17 protein-coding genes are annotated in these 16,662 nt (G+C 68.1%); 10 read left to right on the forward strand and 7 right to left on the reverse strand.

All coding sequences use genetic code 11. From position 1 onward, the window contains the following. Positions 1-223: 223 nt before the first annotated feature. The gene (locus ACFV1J_RS02025; protein WP_385855248.1) at positions 224-883 is read right to left on the reverse strand and encodes a hypothetical protein; all 660 of its coding nucleotides are present in this window, start codon (positions 881-883) and stop codon (positions 224-226) included. Between the two features lie 520 nt (positions 884-1,403). Between ACFV1J_RS02025 and ACFV1J_RS02030 the strand changes: the two genes are divergently transcribed. Beyond that, positions 1,404-2,066 carry a response regulator transcription factor gene (locus ACFV1J_RS02030; RefSeq protein WP_385855249.1) on the forward strand — a complete coding sequence of 221 codons (663 nt, stop codon included), beginning with the start codon at positions 1,404-1,406 and terminating at the stop codon, positions 2,064-2,066. Beyond that, a complete protein-coding gene (locus ACFV1J_RS02035; RefSeq protein ID WP_385855250.1) occupies positions 2,063-3,451 on the forward strand; it encodes a sensor histidine kinase in 1,389 nt (462 codons plus the stop codon). The genes ACFV1J_RS02030 and ACFV1J_RS02035 overlap by 4 nt, the downstream gene beginning before the upstream one ends. A 101-nt stretch (positions 3,452-3,552) precedes the next feature. Here the strand turns inward: ACFV1J_RS02035 and ACFV1J_RS02040 are convergent, their stop codons facing one another. From ACFV1J_RS02040 to ACFV1J_RS02050, 3 genes are all read right to left on the reverse strand, one after another. Next, positions 3,553-4,431 (reverse strand): hypothetical protein, encoded by an 879-nt coding sequence (locus ACFV1J_RS02040; protein WP_385855251.1) that lies wholly within the window; start codon positions 4,429-4,431, stop codon positions 3,553-3,555. A gap of 243 nt (positions 4,432-4,674) precedes the next feature. After that, positions 4,675-5,517 carry a hypothetical protein gene (locus tag ACFV1J_RS02045; RefSeq protein WP_385855252.1) on the reverse strand — a complete coding sequence of 281 codons (843 nt, stop codon included), beginning with the start codon at positions 5,515-5,517 and terminating at the stop codon, positions 4,675-4,677. Positions 5,518-5,683: 166 nt separating this feature from the next. Next, a complete protein-coding gene (locus tag ACFV1J_RS02050) occupies positions 5,684-6,373 on the reverse strand; it encodes an MOSC domain-containing protein (RefSeq protein ID WP_385855253.1) in 690 nt (229 codons plus the stop codon). A 103-nt stretch (positions 6,374-6,476) separates the two neighbouring features. Between ACFV1J_RS02050 and ACFV1J_RS02055 the strand changes: the two genes are divergently transcribed. Beyond that, positions 6,477-7,133 carry a LysE family translocator gene (locus ACFV1J_RS02055; protein WP_385855254.1) on the forward strand — a complete coding sequence of 219 codons (657 nt, stop codon included), beginning with the start codon at positions 6,477-6,479 and terminating at the stop codon, positions 7,131-7,133. 197 nt (positions 7,134-7,330) lie between these two features. Here the strand turns inward: ACFV1J_RS02055 and ACFV1J_RS02060 are convergent, their stop codons facing one another. From ACFV1J_RS02060 to ACFV1J_RS02070, 3 genes are all read right to left on the reverse strand, one after another. Continuing rightward, positions 7,331-8,062: a DUF6333 family protein gene (locus ACFV1J_RS02060; protein WP_385855255.1), complete on the reverse strand. Its 732-nt coding sequence runs from the start codon at positions 8,060-8,062 to the stop codon at positions 7,331-7,333. A 256-nt stretch (positions 8,063-8,318) separates the two neighbouring features. Then, complete coding sequence (locus ACFV1J_RS02065; RefSeq protein WP_385855256.1) at positions 8,319-9,674, reverse strand: TIGR03086 family metal-binding protein; 1,356 nt, start codon at positions 9,672-9,674, stop codon at positions 8,319-8,321. A 135-nt stretch (positions 9,675-9,809) separates the two neighbouring features. Continuing rightward, positions 9,810-10,541, reverse strand: coding sequence for a MerR family transcriptional regulator (locus tag ACFV1J_RS02070; protein WP_385855257.1), 732 nt, complete (start codon positions 10,539-10,541; stop codon positions 9,810-9,812). 54 nt (positions 10,542-10,595) lie between these two features. Between ACFV1J_RS02070 and ACFV1J_RS02075 the strand changes: the two genes are divergently transcribed. The 7 genes from ACFV1J_RS02075 (at position 10,596) to ACFV1J_RS02105 (ending at position 16,515) form a co-directional block, all read left to right on the forward strand. Further along, complete coding sequence (locus tag ACFV1J_RS02075; protein ID WP_385855258.1) at positions 10,596-10,883, forward strand: hypothetical protein; 288 nt, start codon at positions 10,596-10,598, stop codon at positions 10,881-10,883. Positions 10,884-11,176: 293 nt separating this feature from the next. Further along, positions 11,177-12,733, forward strand: a complete 1,557-nt coding sequence (locus ACFV1J_RS02080) for a zinc ribbon domain-containing protein (protein ID WP_385855259.1) — start codon at positions 11,177-11,179, stop codon at positions 12,731-12,733. A gap of 26 nt (positions 12,734-12,759) precedes the next feature. Further along, positions 12,760-13,125 carry a hypothetical protein gene (locus ACFV1J_RS02085; RefSeq protein ID WP_385855260.1) on the forward strand — a complete coding sequence of 122 codons (366 nt, stop codon included), beginning with the start codon at positions 12,760-12,762 and terminating at the stop codon, positions 13,123-13,125. Positions 13,126-13,446: 321 nt separating this feature from the next. After that, positions 13,447-14,013 (forward strand): hypothetical protein, encoded by a 567-nt coding sequence (locus tag ACFV1J_RS02090; protein ID WP_385855261.1) that lies wholly within the window; start codon positions 13,447-13,449, stop codon positions 14,011-14,013. Between the two features lie 113 nt (positions 14,014-14,126). After that, complete coding sequence (locus tag ACFV1J_RS02095; protein WP_385855262.1) at positions 14,127-14,798, forward strand: DedA family protein; 672 nt, start codon at positions 14,127-14,129, stop codon at positions 14,796-14,798. Then, on the forward strand, positions 14,795-15,880 hold the full coding sequence (locus tag ACFV1J_RS02100) for a sensor histidine kinase (RefSeq protein ID WP_385855263.1): 1,086 nt from the start codon (positions 14,795-14,797) through the stop codon (positions 15,878-15,880). Before ACFV1J_RS02095 ends, ACFV1J_RS02100 begins: the two co-directional genes overlap by 4 nt. After that, positions 15,880-16,515 (forward strand): response regulator, encoded by a 636-nt coding sequence (locus ACFV1J_RS02105; protein WP_385855428.1) that lies wholly within the window; start codon positions 15,880-15,882, stop codon positions 16,513-16,515. Before ACFV1J_RS02100 ends, ACFV1J_RS02105 begins: the two co-directional genes overlap by 1 nt. The last annotated feature ends 147 nt before the right edge of the window (positions 16,516-16,662 follow it).

The raw sequence follows: 16,662 nt of genomic DNA on the forward strand, positions 1-16,662 counted from the left end.
GCTACAACTGCATCGTCGCGGTGGTAATCAGTGACTTTGGGGTGGCGGTACGGGAAGCGGCCGGGAGGCGGACCATCGGGCAGGGCCAACGACATGGTCGCACCGTAGACCGCGGTACCGACAGCGCAGCCATCCGCGGTACGGATGCACGCATCCGCGGTCAGTGATCCCCACGAAACTGCCTGGTCGCCGCCATCGACGTATGGATGTGACCAGCAGTTTCCTAGTCGGCGGTCTCGTTGTGGAGTCGCCTGATCTCCCTCATGAAATCCTTCTCGAAGGACTTGTCATCGACGAAGCGCCCAACCCAATTCGCGAACCGAGTTGCCAGCTCCTTCTCGGCAGCTATTACCAGGGCGTTGGGGTTCTCAGCCGGTGTGAGCCCGAAGTGCTGCTCAAGCCAAGCGAGATACTCCCCATGGCGATCGTGCTCGCCGCGATCCTCGTCGTTCTGGTCATCCTCGTCATCGAACCCGGCGTCGTAATCTCCCACGTATAGCGCCTTGTCGCACGCAAGCTGCTGGAAAAAATCCCGGAGGTTGCCTGCGACCAGAGCGAGCCCGCCCTCGTCCCCGAACACCACGACGGGCATGTCCGCCCAGTTCGCACGGCCGTCGATCCGCCACAGGGCATAGATCGAACCGGTGGCGTTGGCGAGTGCGAAGGAGGCGAAGCTGCCGAGGAACTCTGGATCCTTCGACCATGTATCGATCCCGGCTGTGGACCCGAACTCCGTGAGATCGAACCCGGTCGAGATGTTCTCCCCTCCGATACGGTCTTCCAGTTCCTTCAGCAGGTTCAGCTCTGGGACGGGCGAATAGACGTCACTCATCTCAACATCATCAAGCAAAGCTGATCGCACGGCGATCTGTTTCTGAAACACGCTCCGGAGCGGAGCGGCCCATGTACATCAGCATGCTTGCCGGAAGCGGGATCTTCCTCGGCGTCGCGGTGTGGATCGTGCTCAAAGGCTGAGCCTGTTCTACAGCTCGGAAGCCCTTGAGCGCGTTGATGGCCCGCTCAACTTCGTTCCCGCGGATAGAGAGCGCCCGGTCGAAACCAGCAGGGCGACCTCCTCGGCTACCGCGCCGCCGGCGGTTGGTGTGCTGGAAAGCGCTCCCGGCGCCCCCTGTCCTCCGCTTCGGGGCTGCCCCGCAGTGCGCGGTGGACAGGGGAACACCGTCCGTTCTCCCGAGTCGTCTACAGTGCCGTAGACCGTCTACCCGCTTGTAGTCGCTCGGGTGTCGCGTGCTGGGGCCGGCGTCGATCTGTCGATCATGCGCAGCGTCCGCTCGCTGTCGACGTACTCGACGTACTCGGCCTCCTGGGCGCCCGTTCTCTGCCGAGGAAGCGGAGCGGCAGGTCGTTGGATGTGATTCCCCGAGTCTGTGAGGTGAGCCTTCTTGCGTCCCACCCTCCTGGTCGTCGAGGACGACCATGCCCTGCGGGACGTGCTGGTGCGCGGGCTGCGTGACGAGGGCTTCGAGACGGTGCCCGCCCGGGACGGAGCCACCGCCCTGCGGCTCGTCGGTGATACCGCGGATGCGGTGGTGTTGGACGTCGGCCTGCCGGATGCGGACGGGCGGGACGTGTGTCAGGCCATGAGGGCACATGGGTTTCTCGGCCCGGTCGTCTTCCTCACCGCCCATCACCGGCTCTGCGACCGTCTGAGCGGTTTCTCCGCCGGTGGTGACGACTACCTCCCCAAGCCGTTTCATCTTTCCGAGCTCACCGCCCGGCTGCGGGCCGCCCTGAAACGTTCTGGCTCTGCCGCGCCCACCGTGGCCGGGGATCTGGTCCTGGATCCGGTGCACCACAGCCTCCGTGCAGGAGGTACCGAGGTGGCGCTGACGCCCACCGAATTCCGGCTGCTGGCCACGCTGATGTCCGGTCTGGGGGCTTTCGTGCGTAGACGGGAGCTGGTGCGGGCCGGGTGGCCGGACGGCGCACAGGTCAGCGACAACACGCTCGACCAGTATCTGAGCCGACTGCGGCGCAAGATCCGTGACGCCGGCAGCGGCCTGACGATCAACACCGCTCGAGGGATCGGACACCGCCTGTCATGAACCCCTCCCGGTCCCGGCTCGCCACGATGGCTGCCCGCTGCTGGCCACGCACCCTGCGCGGCCGGCTGTCGCTGGTGGCGCTCACCACCGCCACGCTGGTCATGGTGATCCTCACCGTCGCCTTCAACGCGATCGTCCGCCAGCACCTCCTGCAGCAGGCGGACGACGAGCTGCGCACCCGGGCGGTCGCGGTGGCTGCGACCGTCGACACCCGCCATGATCCGGTACGCGTGCTGGAGACGGGGGACGACGCGGTCCTCGACACGAACGTGTGGATCTACGCGGGCACACGCGTGCTCGAACACCCCGCCTCCGTCCCCTCCGGTGGAACGGTCGCCCGGGCCGCCGCACGTCTTGCCGCACATGCCGGCCAGGGGTGCGACACCCTCGAATCCGAGGCCCCCATACGTCTGTGTGCCGAGCCTGCGGGGCACACCCGGGAGGGCGCTGTGCCCGTCGCCGTCGTCACCGCCATGGACCTCAGTCCGTACCGTTCCTCGGCAGGCACCCTGCTGATCGCTTCACTGGCCCTGGACGGCACCGTCCTGGTGTGCACCTATGTCCTGACCCGGCTCGCCGTGGGACGTGCCTTGCGGCCCGTGAGGGCGATGACCGACCAGGCCACCCAGTGGAGCGCGGTCGCCTCCGGGGAGCGCTTCGGCGGCACGGGCCGTCCCGTCGAACTCGCGCGGCTCGGCGCCTCCTTGGACGCACTCCTGGACCGTATTCGCGCCGTACTGCGCCACGAACAGCAACTCACCAGGGAGTTGTCCCACGAACTGCGCACCCCCCTGGCGCGGATCACGGCCGAACTCGACTGGTGGCGGGCACGGCCCCGCACAACCGCCGATACCCGCGCAACGCACTCGGTCATCTGCGACGCCGCCGAGTCCATGCGGACCATCTGCGAAACCCTCCTCGACGAGGCACGCGCGACCACACACACCGCTCCAGGCACCACCGACATCATGGGTGTGCTGCGGCGGCTCCCAGACCTGCTCCGCACCCCCGGGGAGGTTCCCGTCACGGTCACCGGCCCGGAGACGCTGGTGGTCGGAGTCCCGGCGGCACTGCTGGAGCGCATGGTGGTCCCGTTGGCCGACAACGCACTGCGCTACGCCCGCTCGTGCGTCGGCATCCGGGCCGCCCAGGAGCCCGAAGGCGTACGGGTGGAGGTCGTCGATGACGGCCCGGGCGTGCCGTCCACGTTCACGGGGCAGCTGTTCCAGCCAGGCAGGCGGGCCGATCCGGCGGACGGACATGGCGGAGCGGGCCTCGGGCTGCCGCTGGCGCGGCGCCTGGCCCGCTCGGCCGGTGGTGAGGTGAGCCATGACCCCGGGCACACGCCCGGGGCGAGGTTCGTGGTCGACCTGCCTGCTGGGTGACCTTCTTCATGGCGGTGGCGGTGGCGGTGGCGGTGGCGATGGCGGTGGCGGTGGCATCGGCGGGCGACGAACCGGCCGCCCCGATCCTCTGCCCACGCTGATCAGGAAGCGTCGGCCAGGGCCTCTTTCCGCGGGACGGTGTTCCTGCGCTCTTGCCTGTGGGCGTATCCCATGAGGCCGATGAGGAGCGCGAGGAGTACGGCGGACGATCCGGCCGTGCCGAGGTCGAGGCCGCCCTTGGCGAGGGGCTTGGTGAGGAAGTCGCCGGCGGTGGCTCCGAGGGGGCGGGTGAGGACGAAGGCGATCCAGAACAGCAGCACGTTCGGTACGGCGGGCACCCGCATCAGGGCGACGAGGACCGCGAGCACGCCCGCGACGAGAAGGGCACCACCGGCGTAGCCGAGGCCGGAGCTGTCGGAGAGGAAATCTCCCATCGAGGTGCCGAGCGTGTTCGACACGAGGATCGCCGCCCAGAAGAGGGCCTCCGCGCGGAAGGTGACGATGTCGCGGATGGCGAACGTCAGCCCGGTGGACTTCCAGAGGATGAAGATGCCGAGCAGTAGCGAGATGAGGATCGCGGCGCCGGTCGGGTATCCGAGCCCCAGGCCCTGCGGCCCCCAGCCCAGCGACGTCGCACCGTCGGTGAGGAACGTGGCGCTGGCGTCCCGGTTCATGAAGTCGGACATCGTGGTGCCAGCCATGCTGGTGGACAGGATGACGGTCCAGTAGAAGAACGGGTTGTAGCGCGTGGACCGGAGCTGTACGCCCAGCGTCACCACGAAGATCAGGAACAGGGCGACGGTGGTGAGGAAGTAGCCGATCTTGAGGGTCTGGGCGAAGAGGTCACCGGCCGTCTCGCCGAGGGTGGTTGCGGCGATCTTCATGATCCAGAAGGCCAGGGTGACCTCCGGGAGTTTCTTCATCACGTACCGGTTGGTGCCTGCGACGTCCAGGCCGGTCAGGACTTCGGACTTCTCCACGGGCGCTCTCTCCTGGTCGGGCAGATGGTGAGGTGTCGTCCCGCACGGGTGCGAGGCATCTCTGTGCTGTAGTACGTGCACTTCGCCCGACGCTCTCAGCCCCACACTGAACGCATCCTGAATGCCGCCCTGCCGCCCCTGCCGCCCTGCCGCCCTGCCGCACTCCGCCAAGCCCCCCCCGGACGGCGGAACCGGCCGCTCGAATACGGCGGCGGAGCCCGCGTCCGGGGACAAAGCCGGTGGTCAGCCTGCCTGTGGGGTGCCCCTCTCCGACTGCGCCACGTCCCGGCGAGTGACCGTCAAGAACACCACCAGGCCCAGGATGACGGCCAGGAACAGCACGCTGGTGATCACGGTGCCCAGGCCGAGTCCGCCGTCGGCGGTCGGCTGGGACAGGTAGTCGCCGATCGACGCGCCCAGCGGTCGGGTCAGGACGTACGCGATCCAGAAGCTCCACACCGCGTCCAGCCCGAGGGTGAAGTGCGCCACCGCGACCGCGGCGATCGCCAGGGCGAACAGGCCGGCGGAGATCCAGTAGCCGAGGTCCATGCGCTCGGCGACCAGATCGCCGGCGGCGGTGCCCAAGGCGAAGGTGAACAGGACGGCGAGCCAGTAGAAGGACTCACGTCGCGTGGTGTCGATGTGGTGGATGGACAGGGTCCGTTCGCTGCGGTACCAGGCGACGAACACCACGGTGAGGACGATCGCGAAGGCGATGGTGCTCGTTTCGAGCGGTACGCCCAGGTTGTCGGTGAGGTTGTCGCTGATCAGCGTGCCCACGATGCTGATCAGTGCCACAGCGAGCCAGTAGATGCCGGGGCGGTAGGCGCGGGTGCGGAACTGCGCCACCAGCACCGCGACGAGCAGCGCGCTCATCAGCAACGACACTCCGGTCAGGCCCAGGCCCAGCTTCTCGTTCAGCAGGTCGGCCGCGGTCTCGCCGACCGTGGTGCACAGGACTTTGATCACCCAGAAGTACGCGGTGACTTCGGGGACCTTGTTCCAGCGGAAGCGAGGGCCGGAGGAGGCGGCGGCGGGGTCGGCGGACGCATACGTCTCGACCGTCACAGGGATATCAGCTGTCATGGCGCCCGACCGTGCCAGCTGAAACCTGAACGCATCCTGAGCGCGTGCGTTCTCGCCCCGCCGGACCGTCCCCGTGCGCCCGAACCATCTCCGTGTGCAGGCTGAACGGCCACGCGCGTCGAGCGAACAACGGCCCTGGTCAGACAAGAGCGAACAACGGCCCTCGTCAGACAAGAGTGACCGCATCCCCGAAACTCACCGGGCCGGGTGCCGCGACTGTGGCCAGGGCGTCGAGTCGGGCGTGATGAGCCTTCGCTATGGCTCGTAGCACCAGGGGGGAATGAGGCAGATCCTGCTGGGCCTCATTGGTCATGACGCACCGCTCGCTGGAGCGCACGAACTCCACGCACAGGGTGCTCCCGATCCGCGCCTTGCACCCGAACCAGTCGTCCTCGACGAACGGTCGGGTACCCGGTGGCGTGCGGATCAGGAGGTTCGGCCGGAAGCGTCGCTCGTCGACCGGAACACCGGGAACGGCCGCGCGAACCCAGTCGAGGGTGGCGGTGGTCAGGACGCTGAGGGGAAGCTGGTCGAAGTGGGATATCGCTTGCTCACGGGCCAGTTCGACGTCGTCCCGGCCAAGGTAGCGGCGAAGGTAGTCAGTTGGATCTGCGACGGCCGCGCCGTGCGGATCCAACAGCTCGGGCTGCTCCGTTCCGTCCGGGTAGCGGGAGCGCAGCTGTAGCAGGCCGGGCATCCGGCGGAATCGCCGGGTGTTCTTCCCCGAGCCGAACTTGCCCTCACCGTCGCGCACCGCGAACAGACGGTCGCCGACCAGACCACGGGCGTCAACGTCTGCCCGCCGTAGCTGTTCACCCCCCGTGGACTTGATCGGATACCGCCATATGCGCTCCACCGTTCCCACCGTGCACATCATTCACCGGATGCTACAAGAGATTCCTGCCCGATTTCGGGCAGGAAATGGGAAGTTGGCGACTCCGGCAGTACAGTGACCGCTCATGATCACTGCCTCCGCGCTGGGGTCCTTCGCGCTGATCGTGGGACTCCTGACCCTCACGCCCGGTCTCGATACCGCCCTCATACTGCGCACCGCTGCCCTGGGTTGCCGCAGACGCGCCTGGGGCGTCGTCCTCGGAATCCAGTCCGGCACCCTCCTCTGGGGTGTGCTCAGCTCGCTCGGCGTCACCGCCGTACTGACCGCCTCCCACCTCGCCTACGCGATACTCCGCTGGGCAGGAGCGGCGTACCTGGTATGGATGGGAAGCCGGATCCTGTTGCCCACCTTGCGCCGACGGTCCAGGGCGGATACCGCCCGGTCCGACGCCGCGGATGAGCCGGATACCCCGGAGGGCGCAGACAGCTTCGCCAGAGGCTGGCGCCGAGGCACCATGACGAACCTGCTCAACCCGAAGGTGGGCGCCTTCTACATGGCTGTGCTGCCGCAGCTCATCCCAGCCGGCGCCCCGCACCTGATGACCGGCACCCTGCTGGCCGGCGTGCACATCCTGCTCGCCACGCTCTGGTCGGGCGTACTGATCGCATTCGCTGGTGCGCTCCGCGGCGCCCTTCGACGCCCCTCGGCACGCCGAATCCTCGATCGGATCAGCGGAACGGCGATCGCCGGCTTCGGCATCCACCTCGCCCTCGACAGCTGAACATCACCGGCTCCAGTGCTCTGGTTGCAGATCGTGATCTTGTTGGGGAGATCCTGGTTGCTGGTGGGGCAGGCGCGAGATTGGCCTTGAAGGGGCGCATCACACATGAAGGCGGCCCCGACGAGTAAAGGCAGGATGAAGCCGTTTCGGAAAGTCAAACTGCGCCTCCGCAGCGGTAGTTGGAGCCGTCCGGCACGTCAGCCGGTGATGAAATACAGCTCTTCCATATGGCTGGTGGCGTCCTCGGTGTGCCGCACGCGCAGCGACGACATGTTCAAGCTGGCGATTCCCCACGGGCCGGCCTCACCCAGAGCCAGGCCGGCGAGCGCCCCCCAGTCGATCTGGTTCGGTTCGTCATCCAGGTCGATGTAGGCGTCAATGTCGTCCAGCATGTCCCTGGTGATCCCGAGGCAGGACAGGACAGCTTCGGGGTCGCCGGTCACGACGAACGGTTCATCCCCGGGCCAACCGGAGGCGTGGAACATGGTGCCGTCCGGAAGCCACACCAGATCTTCGGTGTGCTCGGCACCGCAGTGCACCTCAACACGCCCCACGATCCGGGCATCGGGGAACTTCTCACGCAGTCCCTTCGCCTCAGACAGCAGCGGGTTGCCGTTGCCGTCATCAGCCCAGGCCGGGTCACTCACGGCGAGGACGTCGCCCCACACGCCGGCCTGCACGATGTCCAAGTCGGCGCGTGTCCGAAAGTTCGGCGTACTGGATACAGGGCGCAGGCCGAGGTCTTCCATGACGGCGGCAACGGTGGACAGGGAGCCGGCGAACTCGGCTGCCTGGACAGGATCGTTGGCCGGAAAGTCCGCCACATCGATGGTGAAGGGGGGTTGCAGGACGGTCAGGTTGCAGTGGGCCACGGAGCCCCGGACCATCGTTTCGGCGGGTATGGTCCAGAAACTGTTGTCGGTGGTCATGGGCGCCACCGTAGCGTCGGCTTCCGACAGTCGCCCGGGAAGGGCCGGACACCTGCTGTCTCCCAACTGCCGGTCTTTGGTGCAGCGAACGGCCAGTCGGAGGGGGCGAGTAGGGCTGTGGTTGGGCCCCCGTTTCAGTCCTCACCCCCGCTGACCCGCGCTCACCCCCCGCTCTGCCTCGGTCGCTGCGGTTCTCTGATGTCGTCGAAGCCCCGACGACGATCCCCTGTGGGCCCCGCTTGCCTGGGCCGGGTTGTCAGGTGACGGTGCGGCCGAGGTGGGCGGCCAGACGGTCGAGCGCGGTCGCGTTCTGGGGTACGGGCTGGGGTGGGGCGAAGGAACCGCCTACGGTCCGGGGCAGGCCGGCGTAGATCTCCTGCGCCACCGGAAGGGCTGACGCGGCGATGTCTGGGACGAGGTCCCGCGGCTGCCCGATCGCCTTGGCCAAGTCCCAGCCATGGACCAGCATTTCCATGACCAACTGCTCGACGAGCCGTCGGCCCGGTGCGGGCCCGTACCGCTGATCGAGCATGCCGGGCCGACGGAAGGCGGTGAGCGTGCCCTTCGCGGCGGCCCGGAACGCCTCGATGTGATCGTCGCCCAGGTGATCCGAGGACCCGTCGGACCGGGGTGTGCCCTCCGCCAGGCTGGCCCACATCAGATTTTCCCAGACCAGATGGTCGAGCAGGGCACGCACGTCCCAGCCTGCGCACGGTGTCGGCCGGTCGAGAAGGCTCGGGTCAACAGCGCAGACGAGTGCGCCCACGGCCTGCAGGCGCCGGGCGCGGGCGCCGTCGCTGCGTACCTCGTCAATGGTCCCTGTCTGGGTGGGGAGCCAGGCAGGGACGACGGCCGCGATGACGGGGTCGGCCGCGGGCGAATCCGGCGCGATCCCTTCCTGCATGGCCTCGCGTACTCGCTGCGTCCAGTCGTCGGTGAGCTGCTGTGCGTGCTCGAGCGCGGCGTCGTCGTGTTCGCCGGGGGCGTGCTCGGCCGCGTACCGTGCCATGCGCCGCATCGCGGTGTGCAGGGCGGGATCGGCCACCAGCTCGCTCAGCTCGATCCAGGCGTCGACCTGCTCGTCCGTGGGGTCGTCGGGCAGCTCCGGGGTAGCGGCCAGCAGGCCACGGCGGTAGGTCGGTACATCGAGGTCCGCGAGGGTTCGGGTCACGAACTCGTGGATGATGGTGCGGCGTTCGGCGGCGGACAGTCGGGCGGTTCGGTTCATGAAGGCGAGTCCTTCGGCAGTGGTTGCGCGGCGGGTTGCGGAGCGCAGGACCGCCTGCTGCGTGCGCAGCGTGCGGATCTGTGCCTCCAGCGCGTCCACGTGAACCGCGGCCACCTCCGCCAAGGTGTGCTCGCGGTCGAGTACGTCACGGATTGCCGTCAGGCCGAGCCCGAGGTCCCGCAGTGTCCGTGCCAGCTCCAGGCGGGCCACGGACTCGGCGTCGTAGAGACGGTATCCGGCGGCCGTGCGTCGGGCCGGTGGCACGATTCCCGTATCGGACCAGTGCCGGATGAGCTTCACCGACAGCCCGGCTTTCTGCGCGACCTCTCCGATGCTCCACAGCACCTTTTCGTCGCTCCACAACACCTTTTCGTCGACGTGCATGCGCCCCACCCTCAGCTCTCCCACGATGGGAGAGTCAACCAGCCCGGCTGCTACCCCCTGACTTGCGCCGTCGCGGCCTCATGACACCGACCGCCGGGTGAACGGCCCAGCCGTGCCTGTCCCCATCACGTCGAGTCACGCGTCCAGGCGTGCGCGAATGAGCCTGTCGAGTTGCTGCCATGCCGGGGACGAGGCGTTGACCGTGCCTTGGATGAGGGCGGGGATCTCGGAGGCCGCATCCAGCTGGGGAAGTTCGTCGGGCCCGTAGCGTTCTCGGATGGCCTCGGCGATCCGGTGGGCGAGGTCGTCGATGCGGGGATCGTCGGCATCGAGGTCATACGCCTGGTCGTAGTCGAGGAAGAGTTGGCGCAGCACGGGGTCGGCCAAGGTCTCGGCCTGGTCCTGAAACAGTGTGGCCGCGCGGTCCGGGTGGGTGGCGAACACGAGGATCCACAGGTCACGTTGTAGCTCCACCCATCGAGGGGTGAATCCCCAGCCGGCCAGGTGCTTCAGATGGACATCGACCCCGGTGGGCAGCGGGGCCAGATGCCCGGCGGCGAGCTGGCGCAGGCGCCCTTGCGTTGTCCGCAGGCGACGGACGCGGGCGGTGAGTTCGTCGTCGATCTCGCGCAGCGCCTGTTGGAACTCCTCGTCCGTCGCTGATCGCAGGGCCCGGATACGGGCCAGAGGGACGCCGGCTTCGGCGAGGGTGCGGATCTTGATCAGGTCGATGGCGTCGTTCGCGCCGTATCGCCGGTAGCCGGACGTATCGCGGTCGGGCTCGGGAAGCAGTCCCTTGTCGTGATCAACGCGAATGGTCTTGGTCGACACTCCGATGTACTTGGCCAGCTGCCCGATGGTGATCACCCGGCCATCGTCCCACTTGACCTTTCCCTTGGGGCAGGGTTGCAGCATGGCGTTATGCCGAACCTGAATGTCGATCGGGCCACCCTGCGCGAGCTGGCCGATGAGGGCAACGAGACCGCTCTGGACAAGCTGGCCGACCTCGCCGACGAAGCCGGCGATCTTGAGGAGCTGAATGAGCTGTTGGACGAGGGGTGTATGCGCGCCGGATTGCTGCTCACTCGACGCGCGGTCGCGAACGGTGACCTTCGTGAGCTGCAACGAATCTCCGACGCTGGGTACGACGAGGCCGGGAACCAGCTGCACCGACTGCTGGCCGTACCGGCCGACGGGCACCGCGATTGATACCCCTGAACCGTCCAGGTCAGCGACGCCGGTGCGCCACGCGCCGGCGTCGCTGACGGCTGCCCGGGAGGCCCGGCCGCATGGGTGGCGACGGCGGCACCCTCCTTATGGATCTGTAACAGTCCGGCCGCAAGGAGTCACTTAAACGTTTCTCCAGATTCCTCTTGTGGTGCACTTGGCGCAGATGGGGTCGTTTCATGTACGGGGGAGCGATGACGCATTCGACTGCGTGCTCAGGATGCGGCGGGGACACGATCGCGGGGGCCGCTTTCTGCGGCAACTGCGCTACGGCCGTGGGCACTACAGCCGTGGACAGTACGGCCGTGGACGCCCGGGCGGCGGCCGCGACGGTTCCGGAGCCCGGTCCCTCGCCGGACGCGACGACCGTCTCCATGGCGCCCCCCACTGCACGCGCCGTCGATCCCCGCGTCGATCCCCGCACCGCCGTCCCACGGTGGGGTGACGGCCGGGACGTGACCCGGTACTTGTGCGCGGCCGCGTACCTGGACCGCGAGTACGCCAAATCGCTCATCAAACAGGTCGCAGCCGAACCCCACCTGGGCGTGGCGCCGGCGCCGGCCTGCGACGTTCCGGTGGTGCTCCGCCACGCCTACCTGGCCAACGCCCGCCGCCACAGCCGGGATCTCGTACTCACCGTGCTGTTCCTGCTGGCCTTCGTCTTCACTTTCTGGGTCGGCGACTCCGGGATCACCCTGCTCGTTCTCCTGCTTTCCTGGGTGACGGTGCTGTCCTTCGAGCTCTCGACCAAATACGGCCGCCACTTGCAAAGCCTCCGCCCGGACCGGTTCGATCCCGCGGCAGCGCCCCCGCCGCTCAATGAGGACATCGCGGCGCGTCTGCGCCAGATCGGCGATTACGCCGGCGGGAACACCACGACGTACAGCGGCTATTCACCGTTCATCGGTTATGGGTCCGAACTCAACACCTGGACCTTGACATTCGACGTCACCACATCGGGCCGACCGGGCGTCAAGCCGCAGGAATTCGACGTAACCGATCTCTACACCCATGTTGCCCGGCGACTGAGCACTCTGGTCCTGCCCTGTCTGGAAATCGAGGAACGGCTCTTCGTCGACGGATCAACGCTCCTGGAAGACCCGCGTTTCCTGCCCGATCCCCTCGGCCGGCCCGTCGCCGGGATTCCCTTCGCGCAGCTGGATGCGCTGAAACGGAATCCCGAGGAAGGGGCCCGCCCCTACCTGGCCGTGCACTCCACCGGCTGGCGCGGCGAACTGGTCACCTCGCTGTTCCTGCGCTTCGTCCGCTCGGACTCCAACCTCTCCGTGGAGGGCGTCCAGACGGTGCTGTACCCCCTGCTCGACCGCTACCGGGTCATCGACACCCTCATGCCCCGCCCGCCCCTGCGCGAAATCGTCACCCTGATGACGGAAACGCTGGTCAGTACCTTCTTCGTCCTGTTGGCCTCTCCGGTGCGCGCGGTCACCGGATTCTCGCCCGACTACGGAATGTCCCGACGCCGGCGCCGGCAGTACAAATTGATCACCAGGCTGCGCAGATTCGACTACGGTGCGCTGGTGAGCGTACGCCGCCAGGCCGCGGCCACACATCATCACCGCTACTTCCAGAAGGCCGACAGCGGGCTGGTCCTGAAGACGGTCGAAAAGCGGGCCCTGGACGCCCTCGTCGAATTCGCCGATGCGCGTGACATCAACGTGGGTGAGCTGATCCAGCGTCAGCAGATGATCATCAACAACGGCATCATCGCGGCCACCGGAGCGACGGTGGAATCCAGCTCCGTCGCCTCCGGCGAGAAGTCCCGGATCTCGATGAGCATGCTCAACAAGATCCCGCTACTGAACACCGACTGATGACAGAGAAGGGATGACGCATCACCATGCGGAGTAACGACGGGATCATCGCGACCGGCGGCTCGAACGTCGTCGGCAACGCCGTCGCCAGCGGCCGGAACGCGAAGGCCGAGGTCCGGAACGTGGCCCAGTCAGACGACGGGCGGCAACGGTCGCCCCAGGAGATCGCCGAACTGATCTCCCGGCTGATCGACGAACTCGGCCGGTCCGAGCACCCGGACCGCGCCGACCTGATCGAAGCCGCGGAGGACGCGCGCGAGGAGCTCGCGGCGGAGACGCCGCGTAAGGGCAAGCTGAAGTTGTTCGCCCGGGCGCTCGTGGGCGCGGTGCCGGGGTTCACTGCCCTTGCCTCCCTGGCGGTGACGATCGAAGAGGCGATCCGCGGCCTGTAGACGGCCTATAGACGATCTGTAGTCGGGCCATCACGCGAGCCCGGAGTTCAAAGGGCACGGAAACACCAGACACACGAGACGCACCAGACACACGAGACGTACGAGACGCACGAGACACACGAGAGGCATCGGGGGGAGATGACCATGCCATCCTGCATCCACTGCGGCGCGCACTTCGCGGATTCCAGCGCGGTCCGCTGTCCGAGGTGCGGAATGCCGCACCAGGGCGGTGTGCCGGGTGGCACCGGTCAGCCCGTCGGTACCAGTCACTCAGTCGGTACCAGTCAGCCCGTTGGGACCACCGGGTACGGCTACGTCCGCGTGGGGCCCACCATCCTCCCGCAATGGCTGCTGTGGCTGGTGGCGGCTCTGCTGGTGGCGGGGGGCGTGACGGCCTATGTGCTGCTCCACTCGTCCTCCTCCGAGACCTCGCAGCAGACCGTCGGCACCTTCGCCTCAGCCACTCCCTCGCAGAGCTCGGACCCCTACTCCACACCACCGACGGACCCGTACTCCGTGCCACCGACCGACGTCTACTCGCTGCCGCCCACCGACCTCTACACCCCCACCGCGCCGGAGACCACCGCGTCACCCGTCGGGGACGCGAGCGCGACCGTCCGGGAGTTCTACCAGGCCATCAACGACCGGGCGTTCTCCAAGGCCTGGGAGCTCGGTGGCAAGAACATCGGCGGCTCCTCCTACTCGTCCTGGGTGGCGGGCTACGACACCACGGCGAGCATCTCGCTCACCGCGGTGAACACCGACAGCCCGGGCAAGGCCAGCGCCGTCCTGTACGCGACCCAGCGCGACGGCTCGGTGAAGGTGTTCCGGGGCACCTACACGGTCTCCGACGGCGTCATCGTCAGCGCCGACATCTCGGAGCAGTGAGCGGCCGCCGGCTTCCCCGTCGGACCGCTCGACATCGAATTGCGGAAAACCGCAGTGCGGCCGGGCGGTCAACCGCATGGTGAGCCGTTGGCCCGCTGCCTAGCGTGAGCGGCATGATCGCCATGTCGGCCTTCGCGCCGCTTCTCGCATCCTCTGCCGAACCCGCCGGTGGTATCGCCGGGTGGGCCGTCGACGTCATGGGCGCCCTCGGTGCCGCCGGCGCAGGGGTGACCAACCTCGTTGACACCGTTCTGCCGTTCATTCCCAGTGAGATCGTCCTTCCCGTCGCCGGATTCGCGGCCGGCCAGGGCCGGCTGAGCCTGTGGGCCGTCATCGCCTGGACCACCGTGGGCTCCATCGTCGGCTCATGGATCGTGTACGGGGTGGGTGCCTTCCTGGGCCGCGACCGCACCCGCGCGCTCGCGGCCCGTATCCCCCTCGTCCGTCCGCACGAGATCGACCGGGCCGAGGCGTGGTTCCAACGGCGGGGCCGCGCCGCGGTGTTGCTGGCGCGGATGGTGCCGGTGGTGCGCAGCCTGATCTCCATTCCGGCCGGAATCCAGCGCATGCCGCTGCCGGCCTTCACCGCCCTGACCGCCGCCGGCAGCCTGGTGTGGAACACCGCGTTCGTGCTGTTGGGATACTGGCTGGGCGACAACTGGCGGCTGGTGGAAGAGTACGGGGGAATGGTGTCCAAGGCGGTGGTGGCGCTGGCGGTCCTGGCCGCTGCCCGGTGGTTCCTGGTGCGGCTGCGTCGCCGCCCGAGCGCCCGGCACCGCGCATGAGGCCCGTGCGCACGGTCGCCGGTCTCGTGCTCGGCACGGTCTCGGTGTGTGCCGCCCTCGCCGTCCTGGCCGCGTGGGGCGTGGCGCGGTGCAGCGGCCCGGTGGTCGGTGTGGCCGCTTGGGAACAGCGGCGAGTGGCCGTCCTTCTCGGCGGCGAGCCCGTCTGCCCGGAAGTCATCGAGCCGCGCCGCGCCGCCGCGTATCTGTGGTGCCGCATCCCTGTCGGGCTACTCGGCGGCGGGACGCTGGTGTTGTTGGCCGCGGGTGGCTGGACGGCCGTCGTTGGGCTTTCGCGCTGGCTGACCGGCCATGACGTCGACGGTATGGGCCCCACCTGGCCGATCGTCGGGTACCTCCTGACCGCCGGCCTGCTCCTGCTCTTCCTCGACCTGGCCGGTCTGGCCGCGGTCGTCGAGCTGGAACGACGGCTGGTGCGCCGCTTCCTCGGTCCCGACGAACTGGCTCGGATGCGTCGTCGGATCGACGAACTGACCGCCACGCGTTCGGGGATCGTGGAGGCCGTGGACGCCGAACGGCGCCGCATCGAGCGTGATCTGCACGACGGCCTGCAACAGCGCCTGGTCGTGGTGGCGATGCTGCTCGGACGTGCGCGTCGCAAGGACAGCGCGGAACTGTACCGGCAGGCACAGGCCGAAGCTGAGCAGGCGGTGGAGGAACTGCGTCAGGTGGCATGGCGGGTGTATCCCTCCACGCTGGACGAGTTGGGACTGCGCGAGGCCCTGGCCCAGGACGCCGAACGGTCACCCGTCCCGGTCCACATCAGCGGCGACCTGGTGCGCCGCCCTGCCCCGGCTGTCGAGACCGCCGCCTATTTCGCGGTACGCGAGGCACTCACCAACGCCGCCAAGCACGCCAGTGCCGGTCGAATCGATGTGGAGATCGGCCAGGAGTCCCGCTCGGTGCGCATAACGGTACGGGACGATGGCTGTGGCGGAGCCGACCCCAACGGTCCGGGACTGGCCGGGTTGGCACGCCGAATCCGTGCCCTGGACGGACACCTGAGTGTGGACAGCCCGCCCGGCGGTCCCACACGGGTGGTTGCGGAGCTGCCGTGCGATTGATGATTGCCGAAGACTCGGCGTTGCTGCGCGAGGGCCTGGTCCATCTGTTGGCCGATGAGGGACACGAGGTGTCCGCCGCGGTCGGCGATGCGGACGCGTTGCTGGCCGCGGTCGCCGCCACGCCACCGGACGTTGCCGTCGTGGACGTACGCATGCCGCCCAGTCACACCGACGAGGGCTTGCGGGCCGCGCTGCGGCTGCGGGTCGAACACCCCCGGGTGGGGGTGCTGGTGCTGTCCCAGTACGTCGAGCACAGATACGCCGCGGAGTTGCTGGCAGCGGACACCCGGGGCATGGGCTACCTGCTGAAGGACAGGGTCGCAAGGGTGGAGGAATTCCTGTCCGCACTGGAGCGGGTGAACGAGGGGCAGACCGTGTTCGACCCGGAGGTGGTGCGTCGTATGCTGACCCGCTCACGCCACGCCGACGAACTCGGCCTGCTGACCGACCGTGAACGGGCCGTCCTGGCCCTCATGGCCGAGGGGCACACCAACACCGCGATCGCACAACACCTGTTCGTGTCCAAAAGCGCGGTGGAGAAGTACACCAATGCGGTATTCGACAAGCTGCGACTGCCACGGGACAGCGGCACGAATCGCCGGGTCTTGGCGGTGCTCCGCTTCCTCGGCAGCTAGCGTCCTGTCCGACCCATCGGACAGGACCCAGGACGACGTTTCCTTCGGTGCAGTGACTGTCGCTGTACGGCGGCACCGCCGCCAAGACGGGACCGGTTGAACGGCTGGTGCCGGCGCGAGCTGCGCACGCCGGTCTGCTGTGTGGCG

This window comes from Streptomyces sp. NPDC059649 (assembly GCF_042734445.1).
Classification (GTDB): Bacteria; Actinomycetota; Actinomycetes; order Streptomycetales; family Streptomycetaceae; genus Streptomyces.